The following is a 17,294-nucleotide window of genomic DNA, read 5'->3' on the forward strand; positions in this document are numbered from 1 at the left end:
CAACATTTTTAATAACCCCTGTTTATAATCGAAATATATAATTTAACTATTTAGAAAAATTAGTTTCCAATGTTTAATTGATTGCTATTTTGAGAGTATATAAACATCACAAAATTATAAAAATGTTTATATGGGGGGAAGTTCCTATGGACCATATCTTGTCTTTAGACAAAGAATGGATTGAATTAATTATAGAGGCGAAAGATCAAGGACTGACGAAACAAGATATAAGAGATTTTTTAAAATGTACAAAAAACAGTAAATAACAGTGGGAAAAGTGTGTTGCAAATTTAAGTTTACTCCCTGAAACATACTTTATCCCTCGGTACAATAGTTCAATTTAAGAAAAATAAACCCAGCCGAAATAAAATCCTCGGGGGGTATTTTTTATAGTTTATATAGAAACAGTTTCGCGTTAGAAAAACAGGTTTCACTTTTTCTAAATAATGGAATATTAAGGTGAGTTTCTTGTTTAGAGAAAGGAGATGCAGATTGGACATTCAAACAAATTACGCTAATTCAAAATTATTTGACGGCCAATTAGCAGAAAAAGAAAAGTTCGAGGCATTTGTAGGTGAAAAGAAGAAAGACTTTTACTTAAGAAAATGGCAAAAAGACAACAGTTGGAACTGGGCGGCTTGTTTATTAACTATTTTTTGGCTTGGTTACAGAAAAATGCTCAAACCTGTTGTTTATATCATTCTTGGTTTTTTAGCAATAGACATCATTATTCTTTTCATTGGTTTTGATGGCGCAGCAATCAGTAGAGGATTAGGTTATGGACTTGCTGGAGCTCTAGGGATTACAGGTAATATGTTTTATAGAAAGCACGCTGAAAAACAAGTACAAGAGGTTAATCAGCTTTCGGTCAGCGATGAGGAGAAGATGCATGAACTTCGTAAACGCGGTGGTACGAGTGGAAAAGGAGCTTTCTTCGCAGTCTTAATGTTTTTAGGATATTTGGCTATTACAATTGGATTGACACTTACTTTTGCATAATTCCTGTAAAAAAAGATAACTCGACTAATGAGTTATCTTTTTGCTTATATTCTTTTTTTTTAGATGAAATACTAATCACCTGAACCAACTATATGCTTCTTCTTCTCCAGTGCCTCTAAACAAAATGTCTTGAACTTTGTACAAAATTTCCGTACCCTATTATGTTGCCAACTAAATTCATCATTATATTTTTCTATTAAGTCGTCACAAAGTAAAGTGAGTTTTTGAATTTGAGAGCTTTTAAACTCACAATACGAGTAGGGATCCAGGTTAAGAAGTATTCCGTATTTCACATTATCCCCTTCTCTTTATCGCAAATACCCGTGGATTTTCTCATCACATAATATAACTTTCTTCTCTCCTTTTATCTTAAAAGTTATTCCAGCCATCTTATCCCCTTCATTCTTTACTCTCATTAGATTCGTCTTAGAAACTTCAAACAAGAAAACAAAAAAATCACAACGGATATTCGTTGCGATTCTTACAATACGCGAGAAACTTCAATTTTACGAAAAAATCTTTTCAGTTTTGCTTATGATTTGATTTAGGTTATTCTCTAATAATTTTGCCTTATTCGTAATTCCTTTTTCAAATTGCTCAATTGTTGTTTGATCTCCATTACTTTTAATAGGTTCAACATTAAGAATCTCTTCTAGTTGCATACGTGGTGATTGCTCTTTTTGCTTATGATCTAACCTTCTCATGTAAATAAACGTATCCATATCTCGGTAATTTAATTCTATTTCAATTTCTAGCTGATCGTTAACGTATAAGAAGGTTGTCTTCCAACTCCCATCTGTATCGACCGGCTCAGAAAATCCATAATCTCGTATTAAATAATCAAAACTTTCTTCGGTAATCGATGAGAATAAATTCATGGTAACACCTCCATATTTATTAGCTGTAGATATTTATCATATCGTAATGAATTCCTTACAGTTTACACGGTTTCTTTACATAAAGATATTACTTATTACTTTCGCTCTCTTCTTCCCTTCTCCTCTTTTCGAGGTAAATATGGTTGGATTTTGTTTATTGGAGATACATCGGAAAGGACACAGCAAATTGCGGTGTCCTTTCCTAGTGCACATATTCAGTACTTTGTAATTGTATGGGGTCAGACCCCTAAATGGTAATATTATACTGGTATTCTAAATTTATGAAACTTATGTTACTATATCGTCGTCTTACTATCGGAAATACAACTAAGGAGGACAGCTAGTGAAAAGTGAGGGATTAAGGGGTTCCATAAGTATTGATGGAATGACTAAAGATGATGCCACTGTTTACTTAATGAGATGCTACGGCGAAGAGATCAAACGTCTCGTTTATACATTCGTGAAGAATTGGCAGCAAGCTGAAGATATTACTCAAGATGTTTATATCGCATTGTATACGAAACTTGATACATTTCGTGGAGAATCTGCATTAAAGAGCTGGATTTATACAATAGCTATTAATAAGTCAAAAGACTTTTTAAAAAGTTGGAGCTATCGAAAGCTTGCTCTTACAGATAAATTCACTGCAAATTCAAATGGAAGTGTCGACTCTGCTGAAGATGGGGTCGTTTCAAACAGTGAGGATGAACTTTTGTATCAAGCCGTACTCTCTCTGCCGATAAAATATAGAGAAGTCATTTTATTACACTATTATAAGGAATTTTCTATTCGAGAAATATGTGAGTTGTTGACGATAAATGAATCGACAGTCAAGACCCGTTTAAGTAGAGCGAGAACAAAGTTACAAGATTCCTATATTCATCTAGGAGGTGAGCGATAATGGAAAAAAAACTTAAAGATCTTAGACAAACACTGGATCAACAAATTTCTACAAATCCCGTTTTCACAAAAAAAGATGAAGAAAACATTTTACTTTCTATACGTAACTCATCTTTCAACAATAAAGTAGGGAAGAGAAAGAATACATTTCTTCCAAAACTCCTGACAGCAGCTCTTTTTGCTGGGATTGTTTTTACCTCTTATACATTGATTGACACGTATTTGGAACCCCAAACGGCGATTGAAATTAAAAAAGAAAATAAGAAACCTAAAGTCCATTACGCTCAGAAATTAACCCAAGCTTCCAGTACGCTGTCTTTTGAGGTTAGTAAAAGAGAACTTACGATTTCAGGAACGGTTGTAAATACAACAAATTATAATAGTGAACCGGTTCAGGCAAAAGTAAATATCTTAGATGAAGATGTAGCAAAAGCTTTAGGAGCAGAAAGCTTAATTATAGAAACTCCTACTAATCAAATATTAAAACCCGATGAAAGTTACTCTTTTAAGAAAGTAGTCACTGTTGACCTTGGTATTATTGATGAAAACACATTTAAGGATGCCGTAGAAGTAGAAATATACAGCAAGGAAAATATTTTAACCTCGTTTGTTATAAATGATATAACATATTTATCAAAAGAAGAAAAAGAGGTAGAATCACAAGAAGAGAACACTAGCATAGAGGAAAAAAATGTTGAATCTACTGACACACCTGACAATACAATTATTAATGAAGAAGTAGAGTTAGCCGAAGAGTCCGCTATAGTAGAAAAACCTGAAGAAATAAAAGAACAAAAGAAAACTCCTTTTGATAAAGTAAATGTTTCTTATCAAGGAGGTAAGTATTATTTTAATGGTGTAACTACCGAAATGACTTTAGAAGAAACCGTAAAAGTCCTCGGGCTTTATGATCAAAAGTATATTTCAGAGATTGAATATGATGCACAAAGTACTTATAGTTGGAAAACTAAAATAAATGATTCTCCTCCTTATGAGTTTCTTAGTATCAATTATATGAATCAAAACCGAGCCTTTACTTTAAGCTTTTATCTAAAAAAGAAAGAGAGAGATGCGTTGATACAACAGCTTGGAAAGCCATATCATATTCATGAACGAAGTGAGAGTGTATATTTTTATTCGGAGAGTTCTAAGCAATTACTTGATATTTCTAGAGGAATTGCAGAAACCAAAGATCTCTATAGAGTAGATCTGCGAATAAAAGATGATCCAAGTTATTTAAGAGATTTTAAATAAACTTCCCCCCAAAATCACGTTTATACAGCGTGGTTTTGGGGGATTTAGTTCTAAAGGACTAATGTTTTAAGGGATAATACTCATAGCTTCCCTTGTTCTTAATGCTTTTTTGTATTCTTCCTTTAGCTCATCTACTACTTCCTGAATGGTAGAGATTTTCTTCACACTGCCAACACCTTGTCCTGCGGACCAGATGTCTTTCCATGCTTTTGCTTTGGATTCAGAGAACGAGAGGTCAACATCATCCTTTTTCATCAAGTTTTCCACATCAAATCCCGCTCTTTGTAAGGATGGAAGCAGGTAGTTTCCTTTTATTCCACTAATCGCATCCGTATAAACAAGATCCTCAAGAGTAGAATCTATTAACATCTGCCGGTAATCTTCGCTCGCCGAAGATTCTTGCGTCGCAATAAAGCGTGTTCCCATGTATACGAGATCGGCTCCAAGAACCTTGGCAGCTAGTATTTCTTCACCTGTAGAAATAGCCCCAGCTAGAATCGTCATCCCATCCCAGAATTCCTTTACGGCTTTTAAGAAAGCAAACGGATTTAACGTCCCACCATGGCCACCTGCTCCACTGCACACGAGTATTAATCCATCAATGCCCGTCTTAGCAGCCTTACGCGCGTGATCAAGCGAGATAACGTCAGAGAATACGAGACCACCGTACCCGTGAACGATTTTAGCAACATCGCTTGGATTACCAAGAGAAGTAATCACCACTGGCGGTTCATATTTCTTTATTAGCTCCAAATCTTCTTCAAAACGTTTATTCGTTCGGTGAACGATTAAGTTAACACCCCATGGAGCAATCTTTGCCGAAGGATCTTTTTCCCTGGCATTACTCAGCTCTTCTGAAATATGTTTCATCCAATTTTCTAATAGATCGGAGGTTCTTGCATTCAGTAATGGAAATGTACCTATTATTCCGTTCTTACAGCTTTCAATCACCATATCAGGACTCGATACAAGAAACATTGGGGCGTTAATCACTGGTAAACTGAGTTGATTCGACAAATTCATTGGCAATTTGTTAGACAATTTATTCATCCTTTCAGCAGTTAAAATTAGTTTAATGGGTATTTATTAAGAATAATTTCAACATAACCTGCATCATTCCTTTAAATTTGTTTTATAGGGGTCTTATTACGCTTCCTTATATTACATTTTTATTACAGTCATTTTCTGACAACATTTTCTATTGAGCTTGTATATAATCAATTTGAGTTAGGAAATAGGTCCTAATTATCCTCCAGACAAGGGCAAACATTTTCGAAAGAAGTGGGCGCAAAGCCACGGGTCTAAGGCTTTAAAAGCTATGATCGCCGGGTTGCCTGGACATCATTTACTTTCTGGAGGGATTCTTAGTGGAAAATACGTTTAAGCTGGATCACGAGTGGATTGAATTAATAAGAGAAGCTAGAGATCAAGGTTTTACTAAAGAAGAGATTATTCGTTTTTTACAAAATCCCCAATTAACTTTAGAAAACTATCAATTGCAAGGAAATTAATTCATTGAAATAGTAAGCAAGTCACAGAATTTATTTACTTACCTCATACAGAAAGATATAATAAAGGCAAATTATTTCTAAATGGGGATTGCAAATGATGATTGGTGAGCGAGTAAAAAAATATCGTACCGAAAAAGGCCTCTCCATTACAGCATTGGCTGATAAAGCAGGGGTAGCAAAATCTTATATAAGTGCTCTAGAGCGAAATATTCAACAAAACCCTTCGATACAGCTTCTTGAAAAGATTGCGGATGTATTGAATATTTCTGTAGATCACTTAATTAAAGCTGAAGTTGATACAAAAAACTTAGATCATGAATGGGCTGAATTAGTTAAGGAAGCTATGGGATCTGGGGTAAGTAAAGAACAGTTTAAAGAGTTTTTGGAATTTAACAAATGGAAAAATAAACAAAACTAACCACCCTAGTTCCGACTAAGGTGGTTTTTGTTTTCACAATGCATAGATATATATGATAAAAGAAGAAACGGTTAAGATTACAAAAAATATTCCAATTGAAATAATAAATAAGTTTTTCTTACGTGTATACCATAAGTTTGGACTAGAGCAATCCACGTTTCTCACATGAAAGAAGAGGCCGATATTCACAACTGCTAATATCCATATTGTAACAAGTAAAAGAATAGGCCAGTCCAATTGAAGAACTTTATCAATTGAATTTCGATGTAAGTAAACTTGAAAAAACATAATGATACTCAATGAAATATTCATAAAATAACTTAATCTCCGTTGCTTTTCCCACTCCTTTCCCATCTTTTTTTTCTCATAAGTTGCAACTTTTTCAAAAATTAATAATAAATACTTTGTTGATTCTTTCTTAAGTAAACCTATTAATCCATTCATAAACGCTACTACCCCTAACAAAAAATATAAGGAAGCATATGTCATGTCAGCCAACATGATTAATAGAAAAACTACATACATTATTAGAATGATAACTATATTCAGCATCATGAACTGCTTACGTCTCATCTCTTTTATTTCTTCTGCTCTCATTATAATCATCCCTAACTATCCTTTATATTTGTTTGTTTCTAAATAAGAACGATTTTATATTTAATAAAGAACGATACCCAGAGTAGTATCATCTAAAACTTAAGAAAGAACGCTTAAAAAATCTTTTGAAGATTTAATTGAAGCATAATTATATATGTTTCATTCCAACTAGAATAGGGTACGAAAAAAGGGTGTCTACTATTTTGCTATGGAGGATAATAAATGAAGCAGTCGCCAAACGAACTAATGGATTCTCAAAAAAGTGTAGATGTGAATGGTTCTTCTTTTCATTGGGACACAGCAAAAGGTATATTTCAATTTGAAGGCGAAGATGTAATGTTGTTTTGGATTGATTCAGCATTTAAGGTGTTTCTTGAATCCATTGAAGAGATTACAGGAGAAGGAACAGCAGACCTCGTTTTTGAAACAGCTGGGTATCGGACAGGGTTAATCGTTAGTGATTTTTACATAAGAACGATCAAAGATATTGAGATTTCCGCTGAATCATTGCCTAACATTTATGCATCAGCTGGTTGGGGTAAAACATACATAGAGCTTGATGTAGAGAAAAAAGAAGCAATCATTACGATTACAAACAGCTGGGAAACGAAAATTAAAAAAGCGCAGAACAGCGAACGCATGGGACGCTTCTTACCTGGCCATTGGGCTGGTGTTTTCACCGGACTCTTTCAAACCAACATGTGGTTCGAGGTGCTTGAGAACAAGTCTGAACCTAACACGTTAGCATTAAAAATCACAGAATCACATATAACACCAAAAGATAACATCCGCGATCTCGTTCACCGGGAAGAACAGCATGAGATTATGAAGTTAGAAGCGATGGTGGAAGATCGAACAAGAGAGTTGACCGATTTAATCAGAGAGATTTCCTCTCCCATTATTCCGGTTACCGATCATATTGTAGTTATTCCTTTAATCGGTAAATACAATGAGCTCCGTTCTAAAGATATGTTAGAGCATACTCTGACTTCACTGCCTCAACACAGAGCAAAATTTGTTATCTTAGATCTAACGGGTATTAAGTCTATTGATTCTGAAATGGTGGATATGTTAAACAAGCTCGTTTCTTCAGCTCGATTGTTTGGTATGGAAACGTTATTGGTAGGGATCTCACCAGAATTGAGTATGGAAATCACAAAACATCAATATTCCCTCGGAGAAAGTACATATTTTAGAAACCTGAAACACGCCATCCACTTTGCTTTTGCAAAAGAAGGCATGCTCATACAAGAACCTTCGAAGTAAGAAAAATCCACGCTGCGGTTGCAGCGTGGATTTTTCGTTTATTACTTTTTTATGTTGTTCTCCGGTATATATCTGAGAAGAACAAATTAAAGGGATTTGTATTTGTATGGGGTCAGACCCCATTTTCTTAAAATCTCAACGTTTGTCTAAGCAACTTGTCTGCCTCTACATATGATATACAGAAACCGAAACCAATTGGAAGTCGGTATCAATTTGTGAGGTGAAACGAATAATGTGTAACAAGTGTGGAAACTACGACCACTGCAAACATGAAAAGCATGAAAAAGTTGAGAAGTGTTACAAGAAAGTAGAATGGGTTTGTGAAGAATCTTCTTCATCATCCTCTTCATCTTCTTCCTCTTCTTCATCGTCCTCTTCTTCATCTTCTTCTAGCTACGAAGTGTTGAAGTGCAAGAAGTACAAAAAAGCTAAGAAAAAGCAACATCATCGCTGTTGCGATCCTTGGGCAAGAATCTTGTTCTAGGATACAAAAAAGGAGTCCAATCAATGGACTCCTTTTTCTTTATAAACGTTTTGTCCCATAATAACGCGGCTTCCAGTAGCTGTTGTTCATATCTGAAATCGTTACTCCAGTTGAAGAACCAGCATGGATGAACTTCCCATTACCAACATAGATGCCCATGTGTGAAGCGCCAGAATCTGTTGTTGAGAAGAATACAAGGTCTCCAATCTCTTGACTACCAACCTTATAGCCTGTGTTTATCCACATCTCTTTTACTGTTCGCGGCAGGGTAATGTTATGGGAATTTTTAAAAACGTAGTTAATGTACCCTGAGCAATCAAAACCAGAGGTAGTCGTTCCTCCCCATTTGTATACCGTTCCTTGAAAACGTTTAGCATAATCTACTAAGTATGCATTGTTAACATTATAAACACCTAGTTTATTAAACGTACTTCGGCCCGCAATCCCATCTGCAGTTAAGCCTTTTGCACGTTGAAAACTCATAACCGCACTTTTTGTATAAGAACCGAAATATGTTGTATAAGAACCACTATATGTAAAGTAACCTTTACTGCGCAATAATGATTGTAACGTTCTAACATCTGAATGAGTCATCGTTGGACGAAGTGTTTGATCTCCAATATTTGCAAACGCCTGTAGTGGCGACAATAATAAACTTGCACCTAAAACTGATGTAACTATCCATTTTTTCATTATTTATCCCAAACTCCTTTGATTTTCCAAGTAATCTATTATTATCCTACAATAAATTATAGGACTTGTGTTTTACGCTTACGTTACGGAAAATAGGAATTTGGTCTTCTTGTAAAATCTTGTCGAATTTAGTATCGTGCTAAAATAATTATACGAAGTGCACGATTTACTACTTTAATAACTGCAATCTCAAAATCCTTCTCGCTGTAGTATCTCTTCAACATCAATGCTATGATTCTCTAAGTATTGACTACCATGCATCGAAAAATCGGACGTGCAATTTGAATTGATAACGGTAAATGAATGATAGCTGAATTCCCTTTCATTATTTGATCGAGAACCTGAAACTCCTATATGTATACACTTTTCATCAATTTTTTCTTTATGCCCGTCTTCGTCAATATAAAAGTATTGATTATTAAATGTACCTTCTGGTTCTGGTAATGCCGTAAGCCCATAACCATCATGGTTTATTTTTATAACATTATGGTCTCCAACTTTTTCTGGCTTCGGTTCGTCCTCAATATCATATATCACAGTCACTTTACCAACATAATCAGCTGGAATGAGGTAATATTCGTTCGTTTTCTTTTCTAGTAACTCTTGTACATAAAAGGATGAATATACAGCAAATACACTAAGTCCAAAGACAAAGCAGCTATTCATTAACATTCGTTTTCGACTATAGTTAGGTTTTTTAAAACTCTTTTGCCATTCATCACTCAAGAAAAAAAGAGCAGCGCATATTACTGCATAACTATTGAGATTTTCTATAATAAAAAAGGTAATATAACCAAAGAAAACATGTAAAAAACCTGATAGTAAAAAATAAAATTTAATTCGTTTTCTTAATAAATAATCAATGAAGAGTGATACGGGGATGCCATACAAGAAGTTACCAGCTAACGAAAAGAAAAAAATGACAATTAAAAATAAGAAAGCATCTACTGATTCAGATTCATATATAGAGTAAATACCTAGTAAGACGATTAAGAATAATGATGCTAACAATGCTGATTTTATTTTTCTCAATAGTTTATCCTTCATGTCATCCGCTCCTTATATTGTGAATGTTTTCACATACATTCTATCACTTTAAATCTAACATTGGAATATTAAGGATAAAAAAAGAAGCCTGCCAACATCAGCAGACTTCATCCAACTATCTCTCCAAGAGTTTCCGCAAAGTTTTCCGATTGTGCAACGGAACCGAACTGTCGCACCTTTTGTTTTGACCCATAAAAAAGCAACTCTCCCTCTTTTAAAATCAAAAAAGAAGTACATAATGTTTCGAGCTCTTGCGCGTCATGACTGGAATAGAGGATTGTCTTCCCTTCCCGTCCCAGCTGGCGTAAATCGTTCACGATCTCTTGTTTTGCGGATATATCAATTCCGACGGTCGGTTCATCTAAAATCAGAAGATCCGGGTCATGCAGCATCGCGATCAAGATGTTCAGCTTTCTCTGGTTACCACCAGACAGATGCTTCACTTTTTTATCAAGGTGCTCTGCCAACCGCCACTCCTCGCAGCGCTGCATCCATCTTTCTTCTGACGACCCTTTTGCCAACTTCGCAAAAAATCGTAAGTTTTCGCGTGTTGTTAGCTCATGATACACGGCTATTTCTTGCGGTACGTAACCGATTTTCTGACGAATTCTCTTTTGTTCTTTCCTCACATCTAGTCCATCAATCTGAACCGATCCGCCAGAACTTTTCATGAGGGTTGCAAGGATTCTCAAAAGCGTTGATTTACCTGCACCGTTTGGGCCAACAACGCCGACGGTTTCACCTTTTTCAATAAAGAAGTTCATTTCTTTTAATACTTCTTTTCTACCAAACTTCTTTTTCAAATTTTCTGCTGCGATCAAGCGTTGTCACCTGCCTTTATGGTTGAAAGTACGTATAAAATGATGCTTAGACCCGCAAATATAAAGGGAATCATTAGCGTTTCTTGATTTAAAGTTGATACGATCCAATATTGCGGCGTCCACTCTGCAGCACGTTGTAAAAAGCTTGATAGCTCATCGCTCGGAAAGAAAGTTCCGCTTAGAAGCGATGTACATAATACAACAAAGAGTGTAACTGCTTGCCACGTGCGGTTGCTGTGCACGAAATAGGCAAACAAGAGTGATAGTGCATTTAGAAATAAAACATAGCTGATCAAACTAACTATTGTTGTCACGTTCAACGTTAACGCTTCTCTCCACCAGCCAAACCCGATCAATAAGACAAGCATGGATAGCTGTAAAAGCAAAACACCCAGTGCATTCCCGAACCAGTATATTGTGAATCGGCCAGCTGCATAAGGGACTCTGGACCTCATGCCGGAATCACGGTCTTTAACCGGCCAGCTGTTATATAAAAAACTAACTAACATGAGAAGTACAAGCATCCCTGGAACATAGATTGAAGGGGCACTGCTATCCGCCTCTACCGATGAATCTCTCGTAACCCCAACTTTATAGTCAACGGTCATCAGAGGCTTCGGCTCCCAATGTTTATCGCTATACGCCCATGCATCCTTCCAGACCTCTGCTTGCTCCTTGGCATCCAGCTTCTCGCTTTTTCCGTACGTTTTTAACACCGTATTTGCACCATAAGAATTACTCGATAACCGCTTCACTTCACTTGCAAAGATTTCGCGCACTAACCCATGAGAAATAGAACCCGACGAGAGCCACATCGTAACAAGCCCATCTTCATCGTTTTTTTGTATGCTTTCCATAAACCCTTCAGGTATAAAGAAACCGATGGCGGCTTTCTGTGTCTCAATCTGGTTTCGCGCATCCTCTTCATTCCGAACACTTACCGCTACAGCTGGATTTTTACTCACTCGTTCTATGACCGTTTTCGAGTATTCTGTTTCGTCCGCGTCTACGATCACAACAGGAATCTTGGTCGCGTTACTTGTTTTTTCTACCGACATGTCTAAGAAAATCAGCACGAGAACCGGAACGATGAGTCCCAGCCAACTCCACGGACTTTGAAGCAATAATTTTATACGTGTAATGGCAATTGTCCAGACCATGGCAACCTCTTCTTTATCGTGATAAGCAGTAAACTCACTGCCCAAATGATGATTGAAAAACTAAGCAGCAGGAGAACAGGCATCCACGTTTCATTCCCCGCAAATAACGTATCTAAGAGTCCACTGTGTGCATGATGCACGATGTTAAGCATACTTCCGCTTCGCCACGTTTCTGGAAGATACGATAATGGCAGAACACTTCCGCTTGTCGCAACGAGTCCCATCGCAAGGATGATTCCCGCTCCCCATTTTGCCCCGTTACGAACAAAAAGTTCCTGACAAAGCGCGAAAAGGGATGCGATGCTTAAGCAGTATGCTAAAACTAATATTGTTGCTGTGATGCTCCACGTTTTGGTTAGAACATAAAATAAGGAAACTAGAACGGCGCTTTGGATGACGAGCAGAAGGAAAACGGATAGAACATTGCTAAAAAAGAATATGCCAGACCTGACCCCTTGTAGACTTAGTCTTTCGCGCAGTGCGGTTTGTTCACTTCTTGCGGTCAAACTCATACCAAACAGTCCACCAACGAGTAACAGAATCAACACACCTGATAAGCTGTAATAGTCGATCGTTGTTACTCCGCCTAACGCACTTAGTGTTTCCGTTTCGTAAATCTTATTTCGGTTCAGAGCTTGTAGCGTAAAGTCTGTAATGACCGTGTCGCGGTAAGCACGGAATTCATCTGAACTCAAATCCATCTTTCGCAAATAATGAAAAGCTGCGTTCGCTCCGCTTTGTGCAGAAGAGATCAAGTTGGCGTTCGACACCATCACTTGCTGCAAGAGATTTGCTTGAAAAGGGCGTTCAGGGTTACCGATAACGGTTACAGGGATATTTTTGCCCTTGCGTATCCCTTTAGTAAATCCATCCGGTACGATCACCATGCCCGCGATATCGTTATTAGCCAGCTTTTCACTTGCGGTTTCTGCATCTGTTTTTTCAAAGGTTAATACGTTTTTTAGTTCTTCTGAGTTTTCATACTGCTTCATGAGCAGTTTGGTTTCAAACGTGTTATCTTCATCTACGATCGCTACAGCAAAAGGCTCTACCCACTGCTTTTCTTCAAGAAGTGGTTTTAGCCCGAGATACGTGATTCCAAGTAACAGTATCGGAAACAGCATCATAGCAATCAGAGGAAAAGGCTGCTTTAGCCAGCATTTTACCGTTAGATGGGCAATGAGTAGCATTTGCCTCATAGTGTCGTTCCTTTCGCTTAAAAATTTGAAGGGTTTCATGACCGAAACGTCTCAGAACCCATACCTGTAGGGGCATTGGACTGGTTGATTCCAGAAGTTTTGACTATTTATCCACGAGTTTTATCTGTTTATCCAGAAGTTTTAGCACTTTATCCAAAAGTTTCAGCCGTTTATCCACGAGTCTACAATCCTCGACAATTCGGACGCAGCCTACAAGCTATATATACCCTAATGGTTAGAAAAAAAGGACAAAGATCAACTTTGTCTTAAGTTATCTCTGTCCTTCTTATTATCATTCTATTGGAGCAATTGAGCGTTTTCACCGATAAATTGCTCGATGTTGCGTTGAATTTCTGACATCATCGTCATCATTTCAGCGTCACTCATCTCAGCAACGTTTACTGCTTTTCCTTCTGAAAGCTCAGGGAATTTCAGTTTATCGCCGAACGTTGTTTTTGTTTTGATGTTTAATCCAACGTTGATATCGCCCATTGTAGCGTCGTTACCTTTTAATGTAACTTTGTAATCGTGCTTTGCAAAGTCTTTATCAAGGTTTTGGTCACCAGTGTGCTCGATCTCAAGCGTCATATCTGGAAGTTCCATTGCGGAATCGCCAGCAGGAACAAGATTAGCCGTCCATTTAGACTTCTTATCTGTGCCTTCACCTTTAATTTGGAATCCGATACCTTCTGTTGTACCGTTTTCAGTCATTTCGAATTTCGCTTTAATGTCTCGCTTCTTACCGTCTTTCCCTTTTGGTTCGCTTTCCATCTTAACATCTACAAGTAATGTTTCGCCTTCAGGACCTGCGTTAAGAACCCAAGAAGAGTTCGTTACGTCGCCCTTCGTCCAGCTCTCAGACTTGTAGTTCATCGGAACCGCTTCTTCACCGTTCGCACCAATCTTCATCGTTACGTTACGGCTTACTACTTTATCATCTCCATCGATAATAACCACTTGCTTCATTCCACCCGGAATCTGTAAGTCATCTTTGATTCCTTTTTTCGCATCAGCAAGAAGTGATTTAATTTCTTTCTTCGCATCTGCTTTGCTCATGCTGCTGTTTGGTGCTACCATGCCAGTTTGGAATCCGCCTTGCAATGCTGATTGTTCAGCGATCGCATCTAGGATCTCATCGTCTTTTTCGATCTTCTCAACAAAGTTTACAAGCATTGCTTTTGTTTCTTTTTCAGAAAGAGAAACCGTTAACTCGCGAAGCTTCTCTCCTTTAAAATCAACATCGTCTTTTAGTTTTACGTTTTCATCTTTTACGCTGTCTGCGTACACTTTTGCGAACTCTTCAAACGCTTCATCACGAGCGTCTTCACTAATGTCGCTATCTACTGCTTTAAAGAAGTTTTCAAGCTTCTCCATTCCTTGGTACGCTGGATCGAACTTACGCATCACGTCACCGAACTTGCTATTTTCGAAGTAAACGTTCTTATCGTAAGCTGCAGGTACGTTTACAGCCGTTTGTTTGTTGTTTTGATAAAACTCAGCATTCACTAAATCTGCATCGTTCATTCTTAAAGCCATTCCAGCAGATCCTTCTTCTTTCTTAGGATCATGCTGTGTAGTTACCTTGAATTCGCTGTTCTGTAGAATGGATCCGATCATTGCCGCTTCCATTCCGCCTGCTCCAAACATCGCCGGGTCAACATCTACCCCAATGCTTGCTTCAGACTTATACGCTTCTTCCATCTGTTTTTCAGAAAGTGCTAGCGCATCTCCAAAGCTGTCTTCAAAAGATTCGTTTAGTGCTTTAAATGTGTTCATCTCGGATTTCAAATACAATTCACGTGGAGATAAATCTACGAACATTGCATAAGCAGTCGCACCAATTGCAAGCACTGCGATAATCGCAAGCCCAATGATCAACGGTCGCTTCTTGTTTCCAGTACTCTGATTCACTTGTGTTTCCATCGTTTAGTTGTCCCCCTCTTAATAAATATATAAGCTTTGTCCTACCAACTTATTACACTGTTATTCTAAAAAAATAGCAGCTTATATCTCTATTGGTTTTTATGGGTAAAAAAGGAATTTTTTCGCCCACAGTTTTCTACTATACCCTAATTCCAAAATTATATCCATCAAATCACGTAGTAAGAAAGTTTGATTTTAATTGGCATCTAAAACTGTACGAAGTTTCTTTATGGCCGCTTTTCTCCAAGACTTCACTGCATACAGCGTAACTCCGAACGTTTTTGCTATCTCTGCTTCTGATTGCATATGGAAAACACGATGAACGACCCAACGCTGCTGATTTTCGGTAAGATGCATCAAATAGAGGTTCAATGTTTCGTCTTCCAAATACGGAATGTGATCTTGATGGGAAAGGTGTTGAAACGTTAAGGATTCATGAGGATCATGCATCACCTCTATCTCCTGCCGCTTCAGCTCGTTTCGCAACTCTTGTAAAATACGTCCGCGAACATGGATGAAGGCAAAGGACGAGAATTGGCCTTTTTCTGGGTTGTACGCCTCGTAAGCTTTCCAGAGTCCGAGTAAACCAGCTTGATAGTATTGGTCAAAATGGTTTGTGAGGTGGTAGCGTTTAATCTGAGATTTTATGAGTGGTTCAAACATTGCAACAACTTCTTCAAACGGTGTGTTTTTCATGGGAATCGTTCCTTTTGGAATGTGCGCACATTCGGGGAATTCCGCGGTATCTTCACTATAGATGGGGAGAGTTTTGTAAAACAAAGGGCAACTGTTGAAAAGTTGTGTGGTAAATGATGCAGAACGACAAAAGTTGCCTGTGAACTTTTACATAGTTATCCACAATGTGTGTGCAGAATTGCGAAAATGAATAGATTTTTTTGGTGAAATGCTGGATTTTGAAAGATTTGGGTGTTGGTTTTGAGTAAAACAAAAGAAATTGTGGATAAGTGCTGTGTGTAGAACTCTTTTGGTTATGCTTCGTCGGTTTGAGGGTGGTTGATTTCCGTTACAGGTTGCTCGCTTTCCGCGGGGCAGGCGGTGAGCCTCCTGTCTAGTTGCAGTGACTAGCCCCTCGAGGTCAAAAGTTGAATGGTCAAAAAGGCAAAGTGCGCCTTCCTGGCCATTCACCTTTTGCTTGTCGGGTCTGGAAGAGTCACTTCCACTTTTCGGACTGCCGCTTTGCGCCCTTAAGTGTCTCACCTGACCGCTTGTCCCGCAGGAGTCTCACACCCTACACTTCAATCAACTTGTCATTGATGCAGGTTTTGGAGAGTACCCTCTTAGTTAGAAAGCACTCCCCCTCTACTTTTAATGATTTGTATCTGCATAAAGTAGATCTGATCGATAGCCATTTAAAAAAGTTTTTAGCGCATGGCTCCTTTTCACTTCTTTCTGGAACTTATGATGTGAAAGGAGGTGAGGCACATGGCGACAGCAGCTTTGATTGATTCAGCGATGCGTTTGGAGCTTGATGGTGGTTTGGATGCAGACAACAAGCCGGTGGTGAAGTATAAGAACTTCGCTAATGTTAAAACCACTTCGACACCTGACCAGCTTTATGCGGTAGCAAACGCATTATCAGGACTTCAAGTGTATCCACTTGTGATGATTAAGCGAAACGATTCCTTCGCGATCCACTCTTAAGAGTAGAAGCGCGGAAAATATAGAAGAAAGGAGGGATTTCAATGGCCAAAGTGCTTGAATTGCAGTTTCTTAACCAAGAGAACAAAACGGTAACCATCCGTCTGGATGCTCCGATCGAACCGGTTGATCCTGCAGCTGTAAATGCAGCGATGGACACGGTAATCGCACAAAACATCTTCACTTCTTCGGGCGGAAACTATACGAGCAAAAAAGGTGCGCGTATTGTTGATCGTGAAGTGAGCGAGATCGAACTCTAAGAACAAACTTTTTAAAAAGAGCTAACAAAAAGCAACCGTAATATCCATCTTCTGAAGGAATTATTCAGAGGATGGATTTTTCTTTCTGTGAATAATGTGGATAATGTGGATAAATCAGTGGATAGCTTTATTTTATAAGGTGAAATAATTCGCATTATTGTGGATAACTTTTGGATAACCGGTAAACCGCCAAAATTTCAATGCCAATTAGCTGATTTTGGAAGC

General features: G+C 37.8%; 20 protein-coding genes and 1 riboswitch. Of the genes, 10 read left to right on the forward strand and 10 right to left on the reverse strand.

Annotated elements, in window-relative coordinates; genetic code table 11:
* Positions 1 to 146 precede the first annotated feature (146 nt).
* Together ABE65_RS21635 and ABE65_RS19385 are read left to right on the forward strand one after the other, a co-directional pair.
* On the forward strand, positions 147 to 266 hold the full coding sequence (locus ABE65_RS21635; protein ID WP_156499214.1) for an anti-repressor SinI family protein: 120 nt from the start codon (positions 147 to 149) through the stop codon (positions 264 to 266).
* 226 nt (positions 267 to 492) lie between these two features.
* Complete coding sequence (locus ABE65_RS19385; protein WP_066398622.1) at positions 493 to 999, forward strand: DUF2628 domain-containing protein; 507 nt, start codon at positions 493 to 495, stop codon at positions 997 to 999.
* A 506-nt stretch (positions 1,000 to 1,505) separates the two neighbouring features.
* Here the strand turns inward: ABE65_RS19385 and ABE65_RS19395 are convergent.
* Complete coding sequence (locus ABE65_RS19395; RefSeq protein ID WP_066398634.1) at positions 1,506 to 1,877, reverse strand: hypothetical protein; 372 nt, start codon at positions 1,875 to 1,877, stop codon at positions 1,506 to 1,508.
* A 343-nt stretch (positions 1,878 to 2,220) separates the two neighbouring features.
* On the opposite strand from ABE65_RS19395, the gene ABE65_RS19400 reads away from it, so the two are divergent.
* Both ABE65_RS19400 and ABE65_RS19405 read left to right on the forward strand, forming a co-directional pair.
* A complete protein-coding gene (locus ABE65_RS19400) occupies positions 2,221 to 2,778 on the forward strand; it encodes a sigma-70 family RNA polymerase sigma factor (RefSeq protein WP_082861514.1) in 558 nt (185 codons plus the stop codon).
* Complete coding sequence (locus ABE65_RS19405; protein ID WP_066398640.1) at positions 2,778 to 4,031, forward strand: hypothetical protein; 1,254 nt, start codon at positions 2,778 to 2,780, stop codon at positions 4,029 to 4,031. Before ABE65_RS19400 ends, ABE65_RS19405 begins: the two co-directional genes overlap by 1 nt.
* Positions 4,032 to 4,097: 66 nt before the next feature.
* Here the strand turns inward: ABE65_RS19405 and ABE65_RS19410 are convergent, their stop codons facing one another.
* Entirely contained in the window at positions 4,098 to 5,072 is a 975-nt protein-coding gene (locus tag ABE65_RS19410) for an NAD(P)H-dependent flavin oxidoreductase (protein ID WP_419471031.1), read from the reverse strand.
* A 210-nt stretch (positions 5,073 to 5,282) separates the two neighbouring features.
* Positions 5,283 to 5,369: riboswitch (cyclic di-GMP riboswitch) on the forward strand.
* Positions 5,370 to 5,398: 29 nt separating this feature from the next.
* Between ABE65_RS19410 and ABE65_RS21640 the strand changes: the two genes are divergently transcribed.
* Together ABE65_RS21640 and ABE65_RS19415 are read left to right on the forward strand one after the other, a co-directional pair.
* On the forward strand, positions 5,399 to 5,542 hold the full coding sequence (locus tag ABE65_RS21640) for an anti-repressor SinI family protein (RefSeq protein ID WP_156499215.1): 144 nt from the start codon (positions 5,399 to 5,401) through the stop codon (positions 5,540 to 5,542).
* A gap of 97 nt (positions 5,543 to 5,639) precedes the next feature.
* Positions 5,640 to 5,960 carry a helix-turn-helix domain-containing protein gene (locus ABE65_RS19415; protein WP_066400403.1) on the forward strand — a complete coding sequence of 107 codons (321 nt, stop codon included), beginning with the start codon at positions 5,640 to 5,642 and terminating at the stop codon, positions 5,958 to 5,960.
* A gap of 33 nt (positions 5,961 to 5,993) precedes the next feature.
* Here ABE65_RS19415 and ABE65_RS19420 read toward each other — a convergent pair whose 3' ends face one another.
* On the reverse strand, positions 5,994 to 6,566 hold the full coding sequence (locus ABE65_RS19420; RefSeq protein ID WP_156499216.1) for a hypothetical protein: 573 nt from the start codon (positions 6,564 to 6,566) through the stop codon (positions 5,994 to 5,996).
* A 213-nt stretch (positions 6,567 to 6,779) separates the two neighbouring features.
* On the opposite strand from ABE65_RS19420, the gene ABE65_RS19425 reads away from it, so the two are divergent.
* Together ABE65_RS19425 and ABE65_RS22115 are read left to right on the forward strand one after the other, a co-directional pair.
* Positions 6,780 to 7,823, forward strand: coding sequence for an STAS domain-containing protein (locus ABE65_RS19425; protein ID WP_082861515.1), 1,044 nt, complete (start codon positions 6,780 to 6,782; stop codon positions 7,821 to 7,823).
* A 232-nt stretch (positions 7,824 to 8,055) separates the two neighbouring features.
* Positions 8,056 to 8,307, forward strand: coding sequence for a hypothetical protein (locus ABE65_RS22115; protein WP_197480323.1), 252 nt, complete (start codon positions 8,056 to 8,058; stop codon positions 8,305 to 8,307).
* Between the two features lie 39 nt (positions 8,308 to 8,346).
* On the opposite strand, the gene ABE65_RS19430 is transcribed toward ABE65_RS22115, so the two are convergent.
* The 7 genes from ABE65_RS19430 to ABE65_RS19460 form a co-directional block, all read right to left on the reverse strand.
* Positions 8,347 to 9,000: a C40 family peptidase gene (locus ABE65_RS19430; RefSeq protein ID WP_066398647.1), complete on the reverse strand. Its 654-nt coding sequence runs from the start codon at positions 8,998 to 9,000 to the stop codon at positions 8,347 to 8,349.
* Between the two features lie 189 nt (positions 9,001 to 9,189).
* On the reverse strand, positions 9,190 to 10,047 hold the full coding sequence (locus tag ABE65_RS19435) for a DUF6843 domain-containing protein (protein WP_066398650.1): 858 nt from the start codon (positions 10,045 to 10,047) through the stop codon (positions 9,190 to 9,192).
* A gap of 107 nt (positions 10,048 to 10,154) precedes the next feature.
* Complete coding sequence (locus tag ABE65_RS19440) at positions 10,155 to 10,868, reverse strand: ABC transporter ATP-binding protein (RefSeq protein WP_066398653.1); 714 nt, start codon at positions 10,866 to 10,868, stop codon at positions 10,155 to 10,157.
* Positions 10,865 to 12,028 (reverse strand): ABC transporter permease, encoded by a 1,164-nt coding sequence (locus ABE65_RS19445; protein ID WP_066398656.1) that lies wholly within the window; start codon positions 12,026 to 12,028, stop codon positions 10,865 to 10,867. The genes ABE65_RS19440 and ABE65_RS19445 overlap by 4 nt, the downstream gene beginning before the upstream one ends.
* The gene (locus tag ABE65_RS19450; protein WP_197480324.1) at positions 11,998 to 13,227 is read right to left on the reverse strand and encodes an ABC transporter permease; all 1,230 of its coding nucleotides are present in this window, start codon (positions 13,225 to 13,227) and stop codon (positions 11,998 to 12,000) included. The genes ABE65_RS19445 and ABE65_RS19450 overlap by 31 nt, the downstream gene beginning before the upstream one ends.
* Positions 13,228 to 13,524: 297 nt before the next feature.
* Complete coding sequence (locus ABE65_RS19455; RefSeq protein ID WP_066398665.1) at positions 13,525 to 15,150, reverse strand: DUF6583 family protein; 1,626 nt, start codon at positions 15,148 to 15,150, stop codon at positions 13,525 to 13,527.
* Positions 15,151 to 15,345: 195 nt separating this feature from the next.
* Positions 15,346 to 15,846 (reverse strand): sigma-70 family RNA polymerase sigma factor, encoded by a 501-nt coding sequence (locus ABE65_RS19460; protein ID WP_066398666.1) that lies wholly within the window; start codon positions 15,844 to 15,846, stop codon positions 15,346 to 15,348.
* Between the two features lie 747 nt (positions 15,847 to 16,593).
* Between ABE65_RS19460 and ABE65_RS19465 the strand changes: the two genes are divergently transcribed.
* Positions 16,594 to 16,812 (forward strand): DUF1659 domain-containing protein, encoded by a 219-nt coding sequence (locus ABE65_RS19465; RefSeq protein ID WP_066398669.1) that lies wholly within the window; start codon positions 16,594 to 16,596, stop codon positions 16,810 to 16,812.
* Positions 16,813 to 16,853: 41 nt separating this feature from the next.
* On the forward strand, positions 16,854 to 17,069 hold the full coding sequence (locus ABE65_RS19470; RefSeq protein ID WP_066398672.1) for a DUF2922 domain-containing protein: 216 nt from the start codon (positions 16,854 to 16,856) through the stop codon (positions 17,067 to 17,069).
* Positions 17,070 to 17,294 lie beyond the last annotated feature (225 nt).

It is taken from the genome of Fictibacillus phosphorivorans, from assembly GCF_001629705.1.
Lineage (GTDB): Bacteria > Bacillota > Bacilli > Bacillales > Fictibacillaceae > Fictibacillus > Fictibacillus phosphorivorans_A.

What these genes read in the sequence shown, in the direction of transcription:
- ABE65_RS19445 (WP_066398656.1), bottom strand. Translation starts at nt 12,028, where the DNA reads ATGGTCTGGACAATTGCCATTACACGTATAAAATTATTGCTTCAAAGT.
- ABE65_RS19395 (WP_066398634.1), bottom strand. Translation starts at nt 1,877, where the DNA reads ATGAATTTATTCTCATCGATTACCGAAGAAAGTTTTGATTATTTAATA.
- ABE65_RS19430 (WP_066398647.1), bottom strand. Translation starts at nt 9,000, where the DNA reads ATGAAAAAATGGATAGTTACATCAGTTTTAGGTGCAAGTTTATTATTG.
- ABE65_RS19405 (WP_066398640.1), top strand. Translation starts at nt 2,778, where the DNA reads ATGGAAAAAAAACTTAAAGATCTTAGACAAACACTGGATCAACAAATT.
- ABE65_RS19460 (WP_066398666.1), bottom strand. Translation starts at nt 15,846, where the DNA reads ATGAAAAACACACCGTTTGAAGAAGTTGTTGCAATGTTTGAACCACTC.
- ABE65_RS19450 (WP_197480324.1), bottom strand. Translation starts at nt 13,227, where the DNA reads ATGAGGCAAATGCTACTCATTGCCCATCTAACGGTAAAATGCTGGCTA.
- ABE65_RS19465 (WP_066398669.1), top strand. Translation starts at nt 16,594, where the DNA reads ATGGCGACAGCAGCTTTGATTGATTCAGCGATGCGTTTGGAGCTTGAT.
- ABE65_RS19435 (WP_066398650.1), bottom strand. Translation starts at nt 10,047, where the DNA reads ATGAAGGATAAACTATTGAGAAAAATAAAATCAGCATTGTTAGCATCA.
- ABE65_RS19455 (WP_066398665.1), bottom strand. Translation starts at nt 15,150, where the DNA reads ATGGAAACACAAGTGAATCAGAGTACTGGAAACAAGAAGCGACCGTTG.
- ABE65_RS22115 (WP_197480323.1), top strand. Translation starts at nt 8,056, where the DNA reads ATGTGTAACAAGTGTGGAAACTACGACCACTGCAAACATGAAAAGCAT.
- ABE65_RS19420 (WP_156499216.1), bottom strand. Translation starts at nt 6,566, where the DNA reads ATGATTATAATGAGAGCAGAAGAAATAAAAGAGATGAGACGTAAGCAG.
- ABE65_RS19415 (WP_066400403.1), top strand. Translation starts at nt 5,640, where the DNA reads ATGATTGGTGAGCGAGTAAAAAAATATCGTACCGAAAAAGGCCTCTCC.
- ABE65_RS21635 (WP_156499214.1), top strand. Translation starts at nt 147, where the DNA reads ATGGACCATATCTTGTCTTTAGACAAAGAATGGATTGAATTAATTATA.
- ABE65_RS19425 (WP_082861515.1), top strand. Translation starts at nt 6,780, where the DNA reads ATGAAGCAGTCGCCAAACGAACTAATGGATTCTCAAAAAAGTGTAGAT.
- ABE65_RS19470 (WP_066398672.1), top strand. Translation starts at nt 16,854, where the DNA reads ATGGCCAAAGTGCTTGAATTGCAGTTTCTTAACCAAGAGAACAAAACG.